Origin of the sequence: Gemmobacter nectariphilus DSM 15620 (genome assembly GCF_000429765.1) — a bacterium.
GTDB classification, from domain to species: Bacteria; Pseudomonadota; Alphaproteobacteria; order Rhodobacterales; family Rhodobacteraceae; genus Wagnerdoeblera; species Wagnerdoeblera nectariphila.
Genome location: NZ_AUCM01000010.1, coordinates 139267 through 156337 on the forward strand (window position 1 = coordinate 139267; position 17071 = coordinate 156337).

Below are 17071 nucleotides of genomic sequence, written 5' to 3' on the forward strand. Positions count from 1 at the left end.
CGGCGATGGCGCGGGGCGGCAGGCGCCGGGGGGGCCGTCTGCCCCCCCGGTCCCCCCCGAGGGTATTTCAAAAAAGGCAAATGCGCGATGGCGCGGCAAGAGGCGTGCAGGGGCTGGACCGATTGCGGGGCCGCCCCTGGGGTCTTGGGCGCCGCGCCTATTCGCCATCGCGGAAATCGAGGCCCATTTCGGTGTAGCGCTCTGCCTCGTCCAGCCAGTCGGGGCGCACCTTGACGGTCAGGAACAGATGGACCGGGCGGCCAAGGAATTCCGCGATTTCCTGACGGGCTGCGGTCGAGACGGCCTTGATCGTTGCCCCCTTGGCACCCAGCAGGATGCCCTTGTGGCCATCGCGGGCAACATAGACGATCTGGTCGATGCGGGTGGAGCCATCGGGGCGGTCCTCCCACTTTTCGGTTTCGACCGTCAGCTGGTAGGGGATTTCCTCGTGCAGGCGCAGGGTCAGCTTTTCGCGGGTGATCTCGGCAGCGATCATCCGCATGGGCAGATCGGCGATCTGGTCCTCGGGGTAAAGCCAGGGGTGTTCGGGCAGCTGCGCGGCCAGCCAGTCGCGCAGATCCTCGACCCCGTAGCCGCGTTCGGCCGAGATCATGAAGGTCTTCACGAAGGGGTAGGCCGCGTTCATCTCCTCGGTCAGGGCGAGGAGGGTTTCGGCCTTGACGCGGTCGATCTTGTTGATCGCCAGGGCCACGGGCGTGGAGCGCGGCAGGCGGTCCTTGATCGTGTCGATGATCGCCTTGGCGCCTTCGGTCAGGCCGCGATGCGCCTCGATCAGCAGAACGACGATATCGGCATCGGCTGCCCCGCCCCAGGCCGCCGCGACCATCGCTCGGTCCAGCCGGCGGCGCGGACGAAAGAGGCCGGGCGTGTCCACAAAGACGATCTGGGCATTGCCGGCCATGGCAACGCCCCGGATACGGGCGCGGGTGGTCTGCACCTTGTGGGTGACGATCGAGACCTTGGCACCGACCATCCGGTTGAGAAGGGTGGATTTTCCGGCATTGGGTTCGCCGATCAGGGCGACGAAGCCGGCGCGTTGGGGTTCTTCGGTCATGGCTGGGACTCCATGCGCGCCAGAAGCGCGCGGGCGGCGGCCTGTTCGGCCTGGCGTTTCGATCCGGCGGTGGCCTGATCCTGCTCGCCGGTGGACAGGCGAGCGGCGATGGTGAACACCGGCTGATGCGGCGGACCTTCGCGGGAAAGTTCGATGTAGCTGGGCGGCGGCAGGCCGCGGGCCTGCGCCCATTCCTGAAGCGCGGTCTTGGGATCGCGGGCATCGGCCTTGACCCGGCCCACCCGGTCGCCCCACAGGCGCAGGACCAGCGCCTTGGCGGCCTCGAAGCCGGCATCGCGGTAGACGGCGGCGATCACCGCCTCCATCGCATCGCCCAGCAGGGCCTCTTTGCGGCGCCCGCCCGACAGCATTTCCGACCGGCCAAGGCGCAGCACATCGCCAAGGCCAAGCTCGCGCGCGACCTCGGCGCAGGTTTCCTTGCGCACGAGAGCGTTGAAGCGGGGCGCCAGCTGACCTTCGGAGGCGGCCTTGTCGGCCATCAGCAGGGCCTCGGCCATCACCAGGCCAAGCACGCGATCGCCCAGAAATTCCAGCCGCTGGTTGTCGGGCCGGGCAGGCGTTGCGATGGACGGGTGGGTCAGGGCGCGCACCAGCAATTCGGGGCGCTGGAAACTGTGCCCCAGACGGCCCGCAAAGGCCTGAAGATCGCCCGAGAGCTTCACTCGACCGCCTTGAAGAAGCGGTCGGCGCGCCAGGTCCAGAAATAGAACAGCGAGCGGCCGGCAGAGGAGAACATGATGCGGTCAGCGCGGCCGATCAGATATTCGGCAGGAACGAACCCGACGCCGCCGACGGCACGGCTGAACCGGCTGTCCTGGCTGTTGTCGCGGTTGTCGCCCATGAAGAAGTAATGCCCCGCCGGCACGGTGAACACCGGAGTATCATCGCCAAAGCCGCCATCGGTGATGTTCAGCACATCATGGGTGCGCCCGCCGGGCAGCGTTTCGGTGTAGCGCGATTTGGTGCAGAGGCCGCCCTGCCCCACCGGCGCATTCTCGCAGCGCGGCTCGTGGCCCATGGGACCCTGGGGCTCATAGACCTCGTCGAAGGTGCCGGCCGGGGTCTGGGGGACCATCTCGCCGTTCAGGTAAAGAACGCCGCCCTTGACCTGGACGGTATCGCCCGGCAGGCCGATCAGCCGCTTGATGAAGTCCGATCCGTTGACCGGATGGCGGAACACCACCACATCGCCGCGTTCGGGTTCCGAGGCGAACAGCCGGCCCGAGATCGGGCACAGGCCCATCGGGCAGGAATAGCGCGAATAGCCATAGGCCATCTTGTTGACGAACAGGAAATCGCCGATCAGCAGCGTGTCCTTCATGCTGCCCGAGGGGATCCAGAAGGGCTGGAAGAACAGCGTGCGGAACACGACGGCAATCGCCACGGCATAGACCACGGTCTTGACCGTTTCCCAGATGCCGTCCTTCTTTTGCGCCTTGTCTGCCATGATCCGCCTTTCCTGCTGACCGGGGCTACATGCGCGCCGACCGTCCCCCTGTCAAGGCGCGGGCGGGCCAAGGGGGCGGGCTTCGATCACCACAAAGGCCTGCGCCCAGGGGTGATCGTCGGTCAGCGAGACATGGATCACCGCTTCGTGTCCGGGCGGGGTCATGGCGGCCAGGCGCTCGGCCGCCCAGCCGGTGACCTGCATGACGGGCTGGCCGGTGCGCAGGTTGCTGACCGACATGTCGCGCCAGGCGATGCCCATGCGCAGCCCGGTGCCAAGCGCCTTGGAACAGGCCTCCTTGGCGGCCCAGCGTTTGGCATAGGTCGCGGCGGTTGCCTTGCGGCGCTCGGCCTTGCGCTGCTCTTCGGGGGTGAACACACGGTCGCGGAAGCGGTCACCGAAACGGTCCAGCACGCCGGCGATGCGCTCGATATTGGCAAGGTCGGTGCCGACGCCAAGGATCATCAAGGCCGCTCCCCCGCCGCGCGCGGGACGGGGGCGGGCCGCAGACCGCGCCGGCGCCTCATGCCAGCGCGCTCCGTGCCTCGTCCATCAGGCGGCGCATTTCGGCGATGGCGGGCACAAGGCCGGTGAACACCGCCTCGGAGATCAGGAAATGGCCGATGTTCAGCTCGACCACCTCGGGCACGGCGGCAATCGGCTGCACGGTTTCAAAGTTCAGACCGTGGCCCATATGGACCTCAAGCCCCAGCGCCTGGGCAAGGGCGGCACCCGCCATCAGGTGGCGCAGTTCCTCGTCGCGTTCGGCGATGCAGCCTTCGGCATGCAGGTCGCAATAATGCCCGGTGTGCAGCTCGACCACCGCCGCGCCGATACGGGCGGCGGATTCGATCTGCCGCACATCATGGCCGATGAACAGCGACACCCGCGCCCCTGCCTCGCGCAGCGGGGCGATGTAGTCGGCAAGGCGGGTCTCGTCGCCCGCGACATCAAGGCCGCCTTCGGTCGTGCGTTCCTCGCGCTTTTCGGGGACCACACAGACGGCATGGGGCCGATGGCGCAAGGCGATGGCCTGCATTTCGGCCGTGGCGGCCATCTCGAAATTCAGCGGAATGCGGATCGCGGCCATGATCCGTTCGATGTCGGAATCGATGATGTGGCGACGATCTTCGCGCAGATGGGCGGTGATTCCGTCGGCCCCCGCCTCTTGCGCCAGAATCGCGGCGCGCACCGGATCGGGATAGGCCCCGCCGCGCGCGTTGCGCAGGGTGGCCACATGGTCAATGTTGACGCCAAGGCGAAGGGGCTGGGCAGGCATGTCGGCGCTCCGTTCCGGTCTGAGGCAAACCTAGTCCGCCTGCCGGGGGAAGGGAACACCCCGAGCGGGGGTCATGGCACGGAAAACGGCGGCTTGACCCGGCTGTGGCAGGCGGGGGTTTCACCCCCGCACCCCCAGGGTATTTGCGGAAAGATGAAGCCCATGGCGCGGAACGGCCAGAAACGCGAACGAGCGCCCGAAGGCGCCCGTTTCGTATTTGGAGCGGGCGATGAGATTCGAACTCACGACCCTTACCTTGGCAAGGTAATGCTCTACCCCTGAGCTACGCCCGCACTCCGTGAGGGGGTGATTAGCCGATGCCCACGGGGGCTGCAAGAGGCTTCTTCACCGATTTGTCGCAAATCTGGCAGGGCGGGACAGGAGGGGCCGGAAACGCGAACGGGCGCCCGAAGGCGCCCGTTTCGTATTGGAGCGGGCGATGAGATTCGAACTCACGACCCTTACCTTGGCAAGGTAATGCTCTACCCCTGAGCTACGCCCGCACTCCGTGAGGCGGGTAACTAGCGGATGGTTCAGGGCATGGCAAGAGGGGGAATGCGGAATTTTGCAAATTCCCCCGGCACCGCAGATGGCCCCAGGACAAGACCGGCCAACCCTTTCTGGAAAAAGGGAAACGCAGTTGCGCCGCAGCCCCGGGGCCGCGCCGCGTCAGATCGTCCTGGGCCGCGACATCAGCCAGATCAGCGCCCCGCCGGCCAGCACGAGGAACGGCACCATCGCCATGTTCACCGCCTCCCAGCCCGATTGCACGGAGCCGCCCGAGCAGTTCATGAGCCCGCCCGAGGACAGCGATGCCATGGTCACGCCGCCAAAGACGATCAGGTCGTTGAGCCCCTGCATCCGGCCACGTTCGTAGGGCTCATAGGACGAGGCCAGCATGGTGGTCGCGCCGATGAAGCCGAAGTTCCAGCCCACGCCCAGCAGGATCAGCGCCAGGAAGAACTTTTCCAGCTCGACCCCGGTCATGGCCACGGCACCTGCCCCGGCCAGAATCGCCAGCCCGATGGCAACCACCTTGTCTGCCCCGATCCGTGCAATGATATGCCCGGTGATGAACGACGGCGCATACATGGCCAGAACATGCGCGGTCACCACATTCGCGGCATCCGAGGTTTCAAACCCGCAGCCGACGACGGCCAGCGGCGACGAGGTCATCACAAGGTTCATCAGCGCATAGGACACCGTCGCACAGATCACCGAGACGGCGATGACGGGGGTGCGCAACAGTTCCATCCGGGTGCGGCCCCGCGGGGCATTCGCGGACGGGGCCTTGGGCGTCGGAATGCGCAGGGCGGCAAACAGGAACATGCCCACCGCATTCAGCGCGATCACCGCCAGATAGGTGCCCAGGAACGGAAAGACAAAGGCCTGCGCGGTGATCTTGACCAGCTGCGGGCCGATCACCGCCGACAGCAGCCCCCCCGCCATCACCCACGAGATCGCCTTGGGCCGGAAGGCATCCGACGCGGTATCGGCGGCGGCAAAGCGGTAGAAGCCCTGCGCGCTCATGTACATGCCGGTGAACAGGGCGCCCAGCACGAACAGCGGGAAATTCCCGATATAGAGCGCAAGAGCCCCGATCGCGGCCCCGATCATGCCGCCCACCGATCCGGCCACAAATCCCGTGCGGCGCCCGAATCGCTGCATCAGCGCCGACAGGGGCGTGGCCGACAGCATCGAGCCCAGCACCGTGGCCGAGATCGGCAGCGTCGCCCAGCACGGGTTCGAGGCCAGCGACTGCCCCGCCAGACCCGCGATGGTGAAGATCATCGGCATCTGCGCGCCCAGAATGGCCTGGGCGGCGACAAGGACAAACACGTTGCGCCGGGCGATCCGGTCGTCGGGGGCGGGGGGGGCGTCGATCACGGTCATGCGCAAGTGCTAGGCTCATATTCGCGAAGCCGCAAGTGTGGCGTCAGGCGGCCAGCCGCCCCTGGTGCACCGGCCCGCGCATCGCCCTCAGGACCGCAGCCTCATGGGCCTTGAGCACGCGCCGCGCTGCGGACTGGCGCGACAGCGCGCCCAGCCGCGTCTCGCCGACCTGGCTGCGCAGATCGGCCGCCCTGATGTGACCAAGCGCCGCCATGGCCATCGGACCCGGATGCAGGCTTTCGGCCAGCGCCCCATCGGCGATCAGCACATGATGATCGGGCAGCAGAAGATGGTGATAGCGGATCATGCGCCGCCCGATGTCGCGCAGCATGCCGACGCCATCCACCAGATCCTTGGCTGCGGCCAGAACCTCGGCTTCGCCAAACAGCAGTTCCACCTCGGGGCCGCCGATCAGCATCAGATGCTGGCGCGAGACCACAAGATCACGGCTGTTGCCCAGAACCCCGGCCAGAATGCGCACCGGCTCGGCCGCGCCGACGGCCAGCGCGTCGGCCCCGCTTGTCCACAGGACCGGCTGCGGCCCGGCGTCCAGCGTGTCGACCAGATCGCCAGCGCGCAAGTCCTCGATCCGCGTCCAGCCGAGGGGCGTCGAAATCCGCGTTCCTGCCGCAAAACAGACCGGCGTGCCGTTGTTGAACCGGATCGCATAGACGCCATTGGGGTCGTTCGCATCGAATTCGTTGCTCGGATACTGCATCAGCGCCGATGCATTGCCCGATCCGGGCACGACATAATCGTTCGCCCCGCCATCGGTCATGCCGACCTGCGCGACCCCGGTATAGCCGTTGGTCCACTGGATCTGCTGATAGATGAACTCGAGCTCGAAATTGCCGTTGCCGGTGTGCTGCAAGACCACCTGAAAGGTGTTGGTCCCCTGCCCGTTCGGGTTCTGATAGGCCCGCACGCCCAGCCATGTGATCGTGACCCGCTCATTCGCCGGATCGAGATCCCAGTAGATATTGTTGGTGCCCGTCGCGCTGCCCGAGGTGACGTTGATGTCCGTCCAGTAGGGGGCGATCGCCGGATAGCCCAGATTGGCGATGTTCGACGGCGTATAGGTCGTGACAGGGCCGGCAAAGGTGATCAGCCCGTTGGTGTTGATGTAGATCGAGGTATAGTTGTTGCCGAAGAAATTGATGCCCTGCGATCCGAAGACCGAGGTGATGTTCACCCGGACCGAGCCATCATCATAATTGCCCGCCGTCAGCTGTGAGCCGCGAAAACTGCCCTCGCCCACGCCCTGAGGACCACCCAACCCGGTGTTGATCGTTGCCATACCGATTATCTTTACTGCACGAGCCTTGACGCCGGTCTTTGTGCCGGATCCGGGAACAATAGTCGCGCAAATGTGGCGAAAATAGGGCGATCAGCCCCCGTACAGCGCTGCCCACCGTTCGATCAGCTGGCCCTGCATGGCGCGCGCGCGCCGTGTCCATTCGGGGCCACCTGCCGGGCGCTCGCGCTCGGCCCCGCGCAAGCGGTCGCGGCGCGCCGTGTCGGCGGCGAAGATCGCGAAAACCAGCGGTTTCGGGCCGGCCACATAGCCGGCAAGACCCGAGACGAAATTCAGCGTGCCGGTCTTGGCTTGGACACGCGGCCCTTCGCCCTTGCCCTTGGACCGCGTCGGGAAGGGCCGCATCAGATCGGCCAGTTGTGGCACGCGCATCAAGGCCCCTGCCATCGCCGCCGCCGAGATGCGCGATCCGCCCCCCAGCCCGGAATGGTCGACGAAGTCGGCCTCGACCCCATGGGTGGCGCGCAGCCAGTCCGACATGCGCCGCGCCGATTCGCGCAAGCTGCCCGCGCCCGAGGCCGTCAGGCCCAGGCTTTCCGCCGTCAGGTTGGTGGAATGGCGCAGCATGGCGCGCAGCATGTCCGGCAATGGCGGGCTGGCGATCTGGGCCAGCACGGTGCCGGCGGACTGACCGCCGACCGCCTGCGGATCGGGCAGCGCAATGCCCTGCGCATCGCACAGGGTGCGGAACACATCGCCCGCATACAGCTCGGGCGCGCGCACCGGAAGCCAGCGGCTGCCCCCCTTGCCCAGACTGGCCGAGGCGACGGTCCAGCGCTCTTGCCCCGTGCCGCGCTCATAGGTGAAGAGCGGCGACTGACGTTCCACGATGCGCGCGCTGGCCATGCGGACAGCCGGCACAAAGCGGGTGCCGCGCGCGTCCATGCCAACCTGCCAGCCTGCCCCGGCGCGCTTCCATTCGAAATGCACCCGGTTGAAGTTGAGGTTGAGCCCCGAGATCGCCGGATTGTAGCCGACATGCTCGGGCTGGTCGGGGTCGATCTGGTCGATGTTTGGCAAGGCGGATGCGTTGACCAGAAACCGCCCGCGCACCCCGCGCACACCCTTGGCGCGCAAGGCGGCGGCCAGATCGCCCAGCATGTCGGTATCCAGTGTCGGATCGCCCGAGCCCAGCAAGATCAGATCGCCCTGCACCATCCCGCCCTGGACAGGCCCCGTTGCAAGAACACGCGTCACGAAACGGAAATCACGCCCCAGCCGGTCAAGGGCATAGAGCGAGGTGATCGCCTTGGCGACCGAGGCCGGCGGTTGCCCGGCCGCATCCGCGCGCCCTTCCAGCAACGCACCGCTGCGGGCATCGAAGACCGCATAGCTGACGCGCCCGCCCAGCCGGGCCGCGTCGATCAGCGCCTCGGCCGGCGGGGCAAGAGCATCCGGGGTCTTGCTGGCCGCAAGGGCGGTGCGGCCCGACAGGGGCGGGCGCGGCTGGGGACGCAGCGATCGCCCTGGCGCCTCGGCCCATGCCGGCACTGCAAGACCAGCCAGCACCCCGGCAAGAACGAACCGCCGTCCGACCACCCTGCCCCCCCGATCACGATCACCAGTCACTGTCTTGCACCCCGCATGGCCCCTGCCTGCGATCCTGCCGCAGCTCGGCCCGTCAGCGCAACCCCGGCGCGGCGCTCCCGCACCCTTGCACCGCCGAGGGGCGGCCCAAGGCTTTGGGCCGGGCGCCGCGCGTTCCGCGCGGCGTGCCTCCGGCGGGGGTATTTGAAAAAAGGCAAAGACCATAGGGCGGCCCTGGCAACGGCCGCTTCGGGAGGCCGCGAGTTGCCTTTCACCTTGCCAAAAATACCCATGTCTGCGGTGCCGCCAGGCGCAAGGCCGGAACCGGCGACCATGGCGCCACGCATAGTTTTCCCGGCGGCTTTGCCGCGCCGGCGGCACCACATTCCGCGGCAGCGCCGCCGAGCGGGGGCTCGATGCCCCCCGAGGCGGCACCCTGCTCAGACAGGCTCGCGCAGGACCCTTGGCACCTTGAACTCGACCGTTTCCTGGGCGGTTTCCACAAGTTCGACCCGTGTGTCGAACCGGGCGCGGAAGGCGTCGATCACCTCGTTGACCAGCACTTCGGGCGCGCTGGCGCCTGCGGTGATGCCGACGGCGCTGATCCCCTCGAGCGCTCGCCAGTCGATATCCGTCGCCCGCTGGACAAGCTGGGAATAGGCGCAGCCGGCTGCTCGCCCGACTTCGACCAGCCGGCGCGAGTTGGACGAGTTCGGCGCCCCGATCACCAGAAGCGCGTCGATCAGCGGCGAGATCCGCTTGACCGCCGCCTGCCTGTTGGTGGTCGCATAGCAGATGTCGTCATGCGCAGGTGCAAGGATGTGCGGGAACCGCGCCTTGAGCGCCGCCGCGATATCGGCGGTATCATCGACCGACAGGGTCGTCTGGGTGATGAAGGCCAGCCGCGCCGGATCGCGCACGTCAAGGGTGGCCACATCGGCCACCGTCTCGACCAGCAGAACCTCGCCTTGTGGCAACTGGCCCATGGTGCCCACCGTTTCGGGGTGGCCCGCATGGCCGATCATGACCAGCTGAAGGCCGTTCTCGAAGTGCCGCTGCGCCTCGTTATGGACCTTGGTCACAAGCGGACAGGTCGCATCCACCGCGATCATCTCGCGCCGTGCGGCCTCGGCCGGGACGGCCTTGGGCACGCCATGCGCCGAGAAGATCACCGGGCGATCGACGGGGCAATCGTCCAGTTCCTCGACGAACACTGCCCCCTTGGCACGCAGGCCATCGACCACGAACTTGTTGTGCACGATCTCGTGGCGGACATAGACCGGCGCGCCCCATTTTTCCAACGCCATCTCGACAATGCGGATCGCGCGGTCGACCCCGGCGCAAAACCCGCGCGGGGCAGCAAGATACAAGGTCAGGGCGGGCAGGGTCATGCATCACCTTTGTCGGCTGGTGGGGCACAGGTAAGACAGCCGGGCTGCAAGATCCACCGTCAATCGGCCGCGGCGCGTGACAGGGCCTCCCGATGGGCGGCAAAGGCAGCCATCGCGTCAGGGCTGGCAAAGGCGGAACTCGGCACGACCAGCAGATCGGGCGCAGCTTCCACGAAAAGACGATCAGATGTCAGCAGAACCCGGTGCATGGTCTGGGGGGCGATGATGATGGGGGCGGCGTCACCCGTCTCGGGGCGGGCCTCCAGATGGTCGGCCCGGACCTGGCAGATCATGTCCACCAGCGCGGGCACCCGGGCATGGGCGCGCCACCGCTTTGCCCGTGTCACGAGGATGCGCACGACCAGCCAAGCAAGGATCGCCGCCCCGCCCGCGGCGGCCCCGCGGGCGAGCAGGTCGGGCAGCGGCTCTGCCGCCGCCCAAACCATGCCAAGGACGATCCACGGGGCCAGCAACCCCAGCTTGCGCAACCCCGTAAGATCAATCTGCCGGTAGCCCCAGGCCAGCGCATCTGCCGGCGTCAGCCGGTAGCGCAGCATGCGCAAGGGACCATCCATCGGGCGCTGGGTATCAGCGCGCCTCGACCGGGGTTTCTTCGCGTTCGCCGACCGGGCGCTCGGTCATCGGGCGCGGCTCGCGCGGCGGGCGGCCGATGACATCGCGCAGCTCTTCCAGCTCGATGAAATTGTCGGCCTGGCGGCGCAGCTCGTCGGCGATCATCGGCGGCTGGCTGCGGATGGTCGAGACCACCGAGACCCGAACACCCTGACGCTGAAGCGATTCCACCAGCGGCTTGAAGTCGCCATCGCCCGAGAACAGCACGATATGATCGACCCGCGGCGCAAGCTCCATGGCATCGACGGTCAGTTCGATGTCCATGTTCCCCTTGACCTTGCGGCGGCCCTGGCTGTCCGTGTATTCCTTGGCCGGTTTCGTCACCATGGCAAAGCCATTGTAGTGCAGCCAGTCCACCAGCGGCCGGATGGGCGAATATTCCTCGTTCTCCAGCAGGGCGGTATAGTAGAAGGCGCGCACCAGCTTGCCGCGGCGCATGAATTCTTGCCGGAGAAGCTTGTAGTCGATGTCGAAGCCCAGGGCGCGGGCTGCGGCATAAAGGTTGGAGCCGTCAATGAACAACGCCAGCCTGTCATCCTTGTAAAACATGTCGAGTCCCCTTGAAAAAATGGCCTGAAATCGAAACTGCGTGAGTGGCGCGCGGTGAAAGAACCATGCGATTTCGGACCGCAGGCCGTAAATATTCCAAACGCGGTCAACTGCAACATACCTCATACGAAAGTGTAGCATTGAGGTTTTGGCCGTCAAAGGCTTTCCTGTGCCACAAGGCCGCGTCGCCGCGCGGGGTGCGCGTTGATCGCCGGGCGCCTGCCGTGCATCGCCGGGGCCCTGCGCAATCCGCCCTTGTCAATCCCCCGCCGATGCTTTAGGGAGGCGTCTCCATGCCCCCGATCGAACTGGAGTGACACATGGCCCGCGTGACGGTCGAAGATTGCGTTGACAAGGTGCCGAACCGTTTCGAGCTGGTGATGCTTGCGTCCCATCGTGCGCGCGAGATTGCTGCGGGTGCCCCGATCACGGTCGAGCGTGAGCGTGACAAGAACTCGGTCGTTGCTCTGCGCGAGATCGCCGAGGAAACCCAGCAGGCCGATTCGCTGCGCGAGCGGATGATCTCCAGCCTCCAGACCCAGATCGAGGTGGACGAGCCCGAGGAAGACAAGATGTCGCTTCTGATGGGTGCCGAGATGGACCGCCCCGCCGCCGACGACATGTCGGAAGAGCGTATGCTGCGGATGCTGGTCGAAGCACAGCGCGAAGACTGACGGGTCCGGCGGAGCAGCGATGATCGACGTCGAAGACCTGATCGCGCTCGTCCGCCTCTACAACCCGCGCACCAACGAGGATTTGCTGCGCCGCGCGTATGATTACGGGCGGCTTATGCATGAAGGGCAGTTCCGCCATTCCGGCGAGCCCTATTTCACCCATCCCATCGCGGTGGCCGCCATCCTGACGGAAATGCGGCTGGACGATGCGACAATCGTCACAGCGCTGCTGCACGATACCATCGAGGATACCAAATCCACCTATGCCGAGGTGGAGCGCATATTCGGCCCCGAGGTGGCGGAACTTGTCGATGGCGTGACCAAGCTGACCAACCTGCAGCTGACCTCGACCCAGTCCAAGCAGGCCGAGAACTTCCGCAAGCTGTTCTTTGCCATGTCCAAGGATCTGCGGGTGATCCTGGTCAAGCTGGCGGACCGGCTGCACAACATGCGCACCATCCGCAGCATGAAGCCGGAAAAGCAGGCCCAGAAGGCCCGCGAGACCATGGAAATCTATGCCCCCCTTGCCGGCCGCATGGGGATGCAATGGATGCGCGAGGAGCTGGAGGATCTGTCCTTCCGCGTGCTGAACCCCGAGGCGCGCAATTCCATCCTGCGCCGCTTCATCCTGCTTCAGCGCGAGGCGGGGGATGTCGTCCACAAGATCACCGCCGATATCCGGCTGGAGCTGGACCGCGTCGGGATCGAGGCCAATGTCTATGGCCGCGCCAAGAAGCCCTATTCGGTCTGGCGCAAGATGCAGGAAAAGGATCTGGCCTTCTCGCGCCTCTCCGACATCTACGGCTTTCGCATCATCACCCGCGACGTGGCGGACTGTTATCGCGCGCTGGGTGTCGTGCATCAGCGCTGGCGCGCGGTGCCGGGGCGGTTCAAAGACTACATCAGCCAGCCCAAGCAGAACGGCTATCGGTCCATCCACACCACCGTTTCGGGCCGCGATGGCAAGCGGGTCGAGGTTCAGATCCGCACCCAGGAAATGCACGAGGTGGCCGAGGCCGGGGTCGCCGCGCACTGGTCCTATCGCGATGGACAGCGCAGCGCGAACCCCTTTGCCGTCGATCCTGCCAAGTGGATCGCCCAGCTGACCGAGCGGTTCGAGGAAGGCGACACCGACGAATTCCTCGAACACGTCAAGCTGGAGATGTATTCCGACCAGGTGTTCTGCTTCACCCCCAAGGGCGATGTGGTGCAGCTGCCGCGCGGGGCGACGCCGCTGGATTACGCCTATGCGATCCACACGCGCATCGGCAATGCCTGCGTCTCGGCCAAGGTCGATGGCATTCGTGTCCCGCTCTGGACCCGCCTGCGCAATGGCCAGTCGGTGGAAATCATCACCGCCGAAGGGCAAAAGCCGCAGGCCAGCTGGATCGACATCGTGACCACCGGCCGCGCCAAGGCCGCGATCCGCAAATCGCTGCGCGAGGAAGACCGGGGCCGGTTCGTCAAGCTGGGTCGTGAACTCGCACGGGTGACCTTTGAACGCTATGGCAAGAAGGCCACCGACAAGGCGCTGCAAACAGCGGCCCGCGCCTTTGGCCTGCCCGATGACGAAGAACTGCTGGCCCGCATCGGCTCGGCCGAGGTGACGGCGCGCAAGGTGGTGGAAACGCTCTATCCCGAACTGGCGATTGCCCAGGACGAGGTGGACGGCACCCGCCCCGTCATGGGCCTGGCCGACGACCAGAGCTTTGCCCGCGCGCCCTGCTGTCAGCCGCTGCCGGGCGAGCGGATCGTCGGCATCACCTATCGCGGCCGCGGTGTGGTGGCCCATGCGATCGACTGCCCCGCGCTGATCGACCTTGAGGACCAGCCCGACCGCTGGATCGACCTGCAATGGCATTCGGGGCGCCATGCGGCGGTGAACACGGTGACGCTGGATCTGACCATCTCGAATGCCGCCGGGGTGCTGGGGCGTATCTGCACGCTGATCGGGGATCGCAAGGCGAACATTTCCGACCTTCATTTCGCCGACAAGAAGCCCGATTATTACCGGATCGTGATCGATGTCGATCTTCGGGATATCGAGCACCTGCACAATGTAACCATGGCGCTGGATGCCGAAAGCGATGTCGCGCGCGTGACCCGTGTCCGCGACCAGAAGCGGAAGCCCTGAGGTCAGGGCGGCGGCAAGGAAGGAACGGCCTTGGTTTTCAAACGTCGTGAGTCCCGTCCCTGGTCGCGCGTGGTTCTGGAATTCTTCTGGCCGCGCGGCGGGTGGAAACGGGCCTCAAGCTATATCCTGCACCGCCTGCGCCGGCTGCCGGACAGCCCTGAACGCATCGCGCGCGGGGTGTTCGCCGGGGTGTTCGTCTCGTTCACGCCGCTGTTCGGCTTTCACTTCCTGTCGGCGGCGGCTGTCGCGTGGCTCTATCGCGGCAATATCATTGCGGCGCTGCTGGCGACCTTTGTCGGCAATCCGATCACCTTTCCGATCTTTGCCACCATGTCGCTGGAAACCGGCTACTGGCTGCTGGGCGCCGATTACCGGCTGCCGCTGTCGGCCGTCATGCCGGCCTTTGGCGAGGCCGGGGCGCAGATCAGCCGCAACTTCATGGGTCTGCTGCATGGGGCGCCGACCGAATGGGGCTCGCTGCACGTCTTCTTCACCAAGGTCTACCTGCCCTATCTGGTCGGCGCGATCATTCCCGGCACCATCGTCGGGCTGATGTTCCAATATGCCAGCCTACCGCTGATCCGGGCCTATCAGCGCCTGCGCAGCCGCAAGACCATCGAACGGGTCGAGCGCCGCCGCGCCGCGCAGCGCATCGCCATGGGCAATGCCGAAGCCGCCGACTGGCAATCGCTGGGCGGCACGGATGATGGCGAGGACCCGGACAAGACCTGAGCCTCAGTCGCGGGGCGGGCCGCCGCGATCACCGCCCTTGGCCTTGTCGCCGTCCTTGTCGTCCCGCTTGCGCGATTTCTCGATCCGGTCGGCAAAGGCCTTGCGCTGCTCGGGGGTCATTGCGTCGATGTGATCCAGCACCAGTCTTTGGCCAAGTTCCATCCGGTCCTGGGACCGCGCTGTCATCCGCTGGGCAATCGCGCGCAGCGCCTCGGCATCGAAGGGCTCGGCCCGCAAGGCGGCGACCAGCGCCTCGCGGTCGGCCCGCTCTGCGCGCCATTCGCTGCGAAAATCGCGGCCCGTGGCGGCAAAGGCCTCGCGCAGCGCCTTGTGATCGTCGCGGTCCAGCCCGGCCGACCAGGGACCAAAGCCGATGCTGCGGGGCGGCGGCGGAAGATCGCCCCCGGCAAAGCGCAGCGCGGCACCTGCCACCACGCCCACCACCAGCAGGTTTAGCGTCAGCGAGCCGATCAGAAGCCAGCGCATGCGCCGCGACATGCGCGGCGTCTGGGGGGCGGGCGGGGGGGTATCGGTCATGGCTCAGCCCTCGGGAACGGTTTCGGGGGCCACCAGATCAGCCCATTGGTCAATATCGGCAGGATACAGCTCAACCGCATCGACGGCCGGGGATTGCAGCAAGGCCCGCCCCAGATCGACCGGCTGGACAAAGCCGATCCAGACCCCGGCCAGCCCGGCCGCCGCCAGCCCTGCCACCGCGCCGCGACCGCCCAGCATGTCCAGCACCCCGGCCAACCAGCCACGCGAAGCCGCAGGCCGGGCCGGCGCCGCGACGGACGCCGGGCGCGGCATATGCGCATCGGCATCGGCCAGCACGCGGGCCAGCAAGCGATCCGGAACCGGCGCCTCTGCCGCGCGGGCAGCGGCGAACAGGGCATCCAGCCCGGCATCATCGGCCACGGAATGCAGAGGTTCAGTCGTCATCGTCATACCCCAGGGTTTCACGTTGCCCGGCCAGCCGGGCGGCAAGCGCGCGTTTCCCGCGCGCGGTCAGGCTTTCCACGGCTTCAACGCCGATCCCCATGATTTCGGCGATCTCGGGGTTCGACAGGCCTTCCAGATGGCGCAGCACCACGGCCTGGCGCTGGCGTTCCGGCAGATCGGCCAGCGCGGTTTCCAGCGCCGCCGCGCGATTGGCATCCACCATCGCACTATAGGCCGAGGGCGTGTCGTCCTCGGGTTCGGGCACCGCATCCAGCGCCACGCTGCGCCGGCGGCGCAAACGGTCGGTGCACAGGTTCGCCACCACGCGCCACAGCCAGGTGGACACCTGCGCCTCGCCGCTGCGCCAGTCGGGCGCGATGCGCCATAGCCGCAACATGGCTTCCTGCGCGACATCCTCGGCCTCGTCCGCGTCGCCCAGCATCCTGCGGGCATAGGCCAGCATCCGGGGCAAGAAGCGGCGCGACAATTCCCGCGCGGCCAGGCTGTCGCCATTGGCGTAAAGCCGAAGCAACGCCTCTTCCGGCGCTGCGGCCAATCCGGCATCCAGCGCCATCATGCCCGCTCCGGGTCGGGGTGGGTCGATGGAAATGGCGTGTCGGGCATCGTAGGGCACAGCAACCGGCTTTGGACAGATCACGCTAAGCGGGATACCGGGCGCAGGCAAGTCGGCCCTGCGCCCGGCACGACAGGATCAGTTCTGCGGCTTGGGCATCTGGGCGTTCGGGCCACGGCCTTCGGGGCCCTTGCCCTGCATGCCGCCATGCTCGCCCATCTGGCCGCCTTGACCGTGCATGCCCTTGCCCTCGCCATGCATGCCCATGCGGCCTTCGCCCTCGCCATGCATGCCCTTGCGGCCCTCGCCCCGTCCGCCTTCGCCGCGCATCTTCTGCATCCGCTCGGCGGCGCGATCGAATTCATCCTTGCTGATGGCGCCGTCATCGTCGCGATCGACCATGCCGAACATCTTGTCCGCCCCGCGCTTGCCCCCCATGCGCCCGGCCAGCGCCTCGGCGGCGGACAGCTTGCCATCCTTGTCCGCATCAAGGTTCGTGAACATCTTCTCGGCCATCTGTTCGGCGCGCTGGCGAGCCATGTCGCCGGCATGGGCCTTCATCTCGTCCAACGTGATCACGCCATCGCCATTCGGGTCCATGGCCTTGATCCGCTCCAGCCGGCGGGCGTCCATTTCCTCGCGGGTGATCTTGCCATCGCCATTGGTGTCGAGGTCCTCGAACGAGGGCATCATCATCTCGTGGCCCATTCCCGGGCCACGATCGCCATGCGGGCCAGCGATGGCAACACCGGCGGCCAGGGTCAGCGACAGCAGGGACACCATGGTCAAAGTCGTCTTGCGGGTCATCGTCGTCTCCTTGAAGAATGGGCAACTGCCCTTTGATGCCTGTTCCACGGGCACCGCGGGCCATTCCGTCGCCGATTT

At 66.6% G+C, this 17071-nt stretch carries 18 protein-coding genes and 2 tRNA genes; 3 read left to right on the forward strand and 17 right to left on the reverse strand.

Features of this window, described 5'->3' with window-relative positions; translation table 11 throughout:
* Positions 1–157 precede the first annotated feature (157 nt).
* The 13 genes from era to G481_RS0112095 all read right to left on the reverse strand — a co-directional run bounded on the left by era (position 158) and on the right by G481_RS0112095 (position 11130).
* Positions 158–1075, reverse strand: coding sequence for a GTPase Era (gene era / locus G481_RS0112035; RefSeq protein ID WP_028030262.1), 918 nt, complete (start codon positions 1073–1075; stop codon positions 158–160).
* Positions 1072–1758, reverse strand: coding sequence for a ribonuclease III (rnc, locus tag G481_RS0112040; protein ID WP_028030263.1), 687 nt, complete (start codon positions 1756–1758; stop codon positions 1072–1074). The genes era and rnc overlap by 4 nt, the downstream gene beginning before the upstream one ends.
* A complete protein-coding gene (gene lepB, locus G481_RS0112045) occupies positions 1755–2543 on the reverse strand; it encodes a signal peptidase I (protein ID WP_028030264.1) in 789 nt (262 codons plus the stop codon). The genes rnc and lepB overlap by 4 nt, the downstream gene beginning before the upstream one ends.
* Before the next feature lie 51 nt (positions 2544–2594).
* The gene (acpS, locus tag G481_RS0112050; RefSeq protein WP_028030265.1) at positions 2595–3008 is read right to left on the reverse strand and encodes a holo-ACP synthase; all 414 of its coding nucleotides are present in this window, start codon (positions 3006–3008) and stop codon (positions 2595–2597) included.
* A gap of 58 nt (positions 3009–3066) precedes the next feature.
* Positions 3067–3822, reverse strand: a complete 756-nt coding sequence (locus G481_RS0112055) for a pyridoxine 5'-phosphate synthase (protein ID WP_028030266.1) — start codon at positions 3820–3822, stop codon at positions 3067–3069.
* Positions 3823–4040: 218 nt separating this feature from the next.
* Positions 4041–4115: transfer RNA gene (locus tag G481_RS0112060), tRNA-Gly, on the reverse strand.
* A 135-nt stretch (positions 4116–4250) separates the two neighbouring features.
* Positions 4251–4325: transfer RNA gene (locus G481_RS0112065), tRNA-Gly, on the reverse strand.
* Positions 4326–4491: 166 nt separating this feature from the next.
* On the reverse strand, positions 4492–5715 hold the full coding sequence (locus G481_RS0112070) for an MFS transporter (protein ID WP_028030267.1): 1224 nt from the start codon (positions 5713–5715) through the stop codon (positions 4492–4494).
* 43 nt (positions 5716–5758) lie between these two features.
* Complete coding sequence (locus G481_RS25150) at positions 5759–7012, reverse strand: Hint domain-containing protein (RefSeq protein ID WP_051294493.1); 1254 nt, start codon at positions 7010–7012, stop codon at positions 5759–5761.
* A 90-nt stretch (positions 7013–7102) separates the two neighbouring features.
* Positions 7103–8569, reverse strand: coding sequence for a D-alanyl-D-alanine carboxypeptidase/D-alanyl-D-alanine endopeptidase (gene dacB / locus G481_RS0112080; RefSeq protein ID WP_028030268.1), 1467 nt, complete (start codon positions 8567–8569; stop codon positions 7103–7105).
* 428 nt (positions 8570–8997) lie between these two features.
* The gene (ispH, locus tag G481_RS0112085) at positions 8998–9948 is read right to left on the reverse strand and encodes a 4-hydroxy-3-methylbut-2-enyl diphosphate reductase (protein WP_028030269.1); all 951 of its coding nucleotides are present in this window, start codon (positions 9946–9948) and stop codon (positions 8998–9000) included.
* Between the two features lie 59 nt (positions 9949–10007).
* The gene (locus G481_RS0112090; RefSeq protein ID WP_154664594.1) at positions 10008–10505 is read right to left on the reverse strand and encodes a hypothetical protein; all 498 of its coding nucleotides are present in this window, start codon (positions 10503–10505) and stop codon (positions 10008–10010) included.
* 31 nt (positions 10506–10536) lie between these two features.
* The gene (locus G481_RS0112095; RefSeq protein ID WP_028030271.1) at positions 10537–11130 is read right to left on the reverse strand and encodes a LabA-like NYN domain-containing protein; all 594 of its coding nucleotides are present in this window, start codon (positions 11128–11130) and stop codon (positions 10537–10539) included.
* 320 nt (positions 11131–11450) lie between these two features.
* On the opposite strand from G481_RS0112095, the gene rpoZ reads away from it, so the two are divergent.
* Genes rpoZ through G481_RS0112110 form a run of 3 tightly spaced genes read left to right on the forward strand, consistent with a single transcriptional unit; the run spans position 11451 to position 14670 of the window.
* Entirely contained in the window at positions 11451–11804 is a 354-nt protein-coding gene (rpoZ, locus tag G481_RS0112100) for a DNA-directed RNA polymerase subunit omega (RefSeq protein ID WP_028030272.1), read from the forward strand.
* A gap of 19 nt (positions 11805–11823) precedes the next feature.
* Positions 11824–13938 carry a RelA/SpoT family protein gene (locus tag G481_RS0112105; protein WP_028030273.1) on the forward strand — a complete coding sequence of 705 codons (2115 nt, stop codon included), beginning with the start codon at positions 11824–11826 and terminating at the stop codon, positions 13936–13938.
* Positions 13939–13968: 30 nt separating this feature from the next.
* The gene (locus G481_RS0112110) at positions 13969–14670 is read left to right on the forward strand and encodes a DUF2062 domain-containing protein (RefSeq protein WP_028030274.1); all 702 of its coding nucleotides are present in this window, start codon (positions 13969–13971) and stop codon (positions 14668–14670) included.
* Between the two features lie 3 nt (positions 14671–14673).
* On the opposite strand, the gene G481_RS0112115 is transcribed toward G481_RS0112110, so the two are convergent.
* From G481_RS0112115 to G481_RS23660, 4 genes are all read right to left on the reverse strand, one after another.
* A complete protein-coding gene (locus tag G481_RS0112115) occupies positions 14674–15207 on the reverse strand; it encodes a periplasmic heavy metal sensor (RefSeq protein ID WP_028030275.1) in 534 nt (177 codons plus the stop codon).
* Between the two features lie 3 nt (positions 15208–15210).
* A complete protein-coding gene (locus G481_RS0112120; protein WP_035025922.1) occupies positions 15211–15612 on the reverse strand; it encodes a hypothetical protein in 402 nt (133 codons plus the stop codon).
* The gene (locus G481_RS0112125) at positions 15602–16189 is read right to left on the reverse strand and encodes an RNA polymerase sigma factor (protein ID WP_035025924.1); all 588 of its coding nucleotides are present in this window, start codon (positions 16187–16189) and stop codon (positions 15602–15604) included. The genes G481_RS0112120 and G481_RS0112125 overlap by 11 nt, the downstream gene beginning before the upstream one ends.
* Before the next feature lie 135 nt (positions 16190–16324).
* Positions 16325–16993, reverse strand: coding sequence for an EF-hand domain-containing protein (locus G481_RS23660; RefSeq protein ID WP_051294495.1), 669 nt, complete (start codon positions 16991–16993; stop codon positions 16325–16327).
* Between the last annotated feature and the right edge of the window lie 78 nt (positions 16994–17071).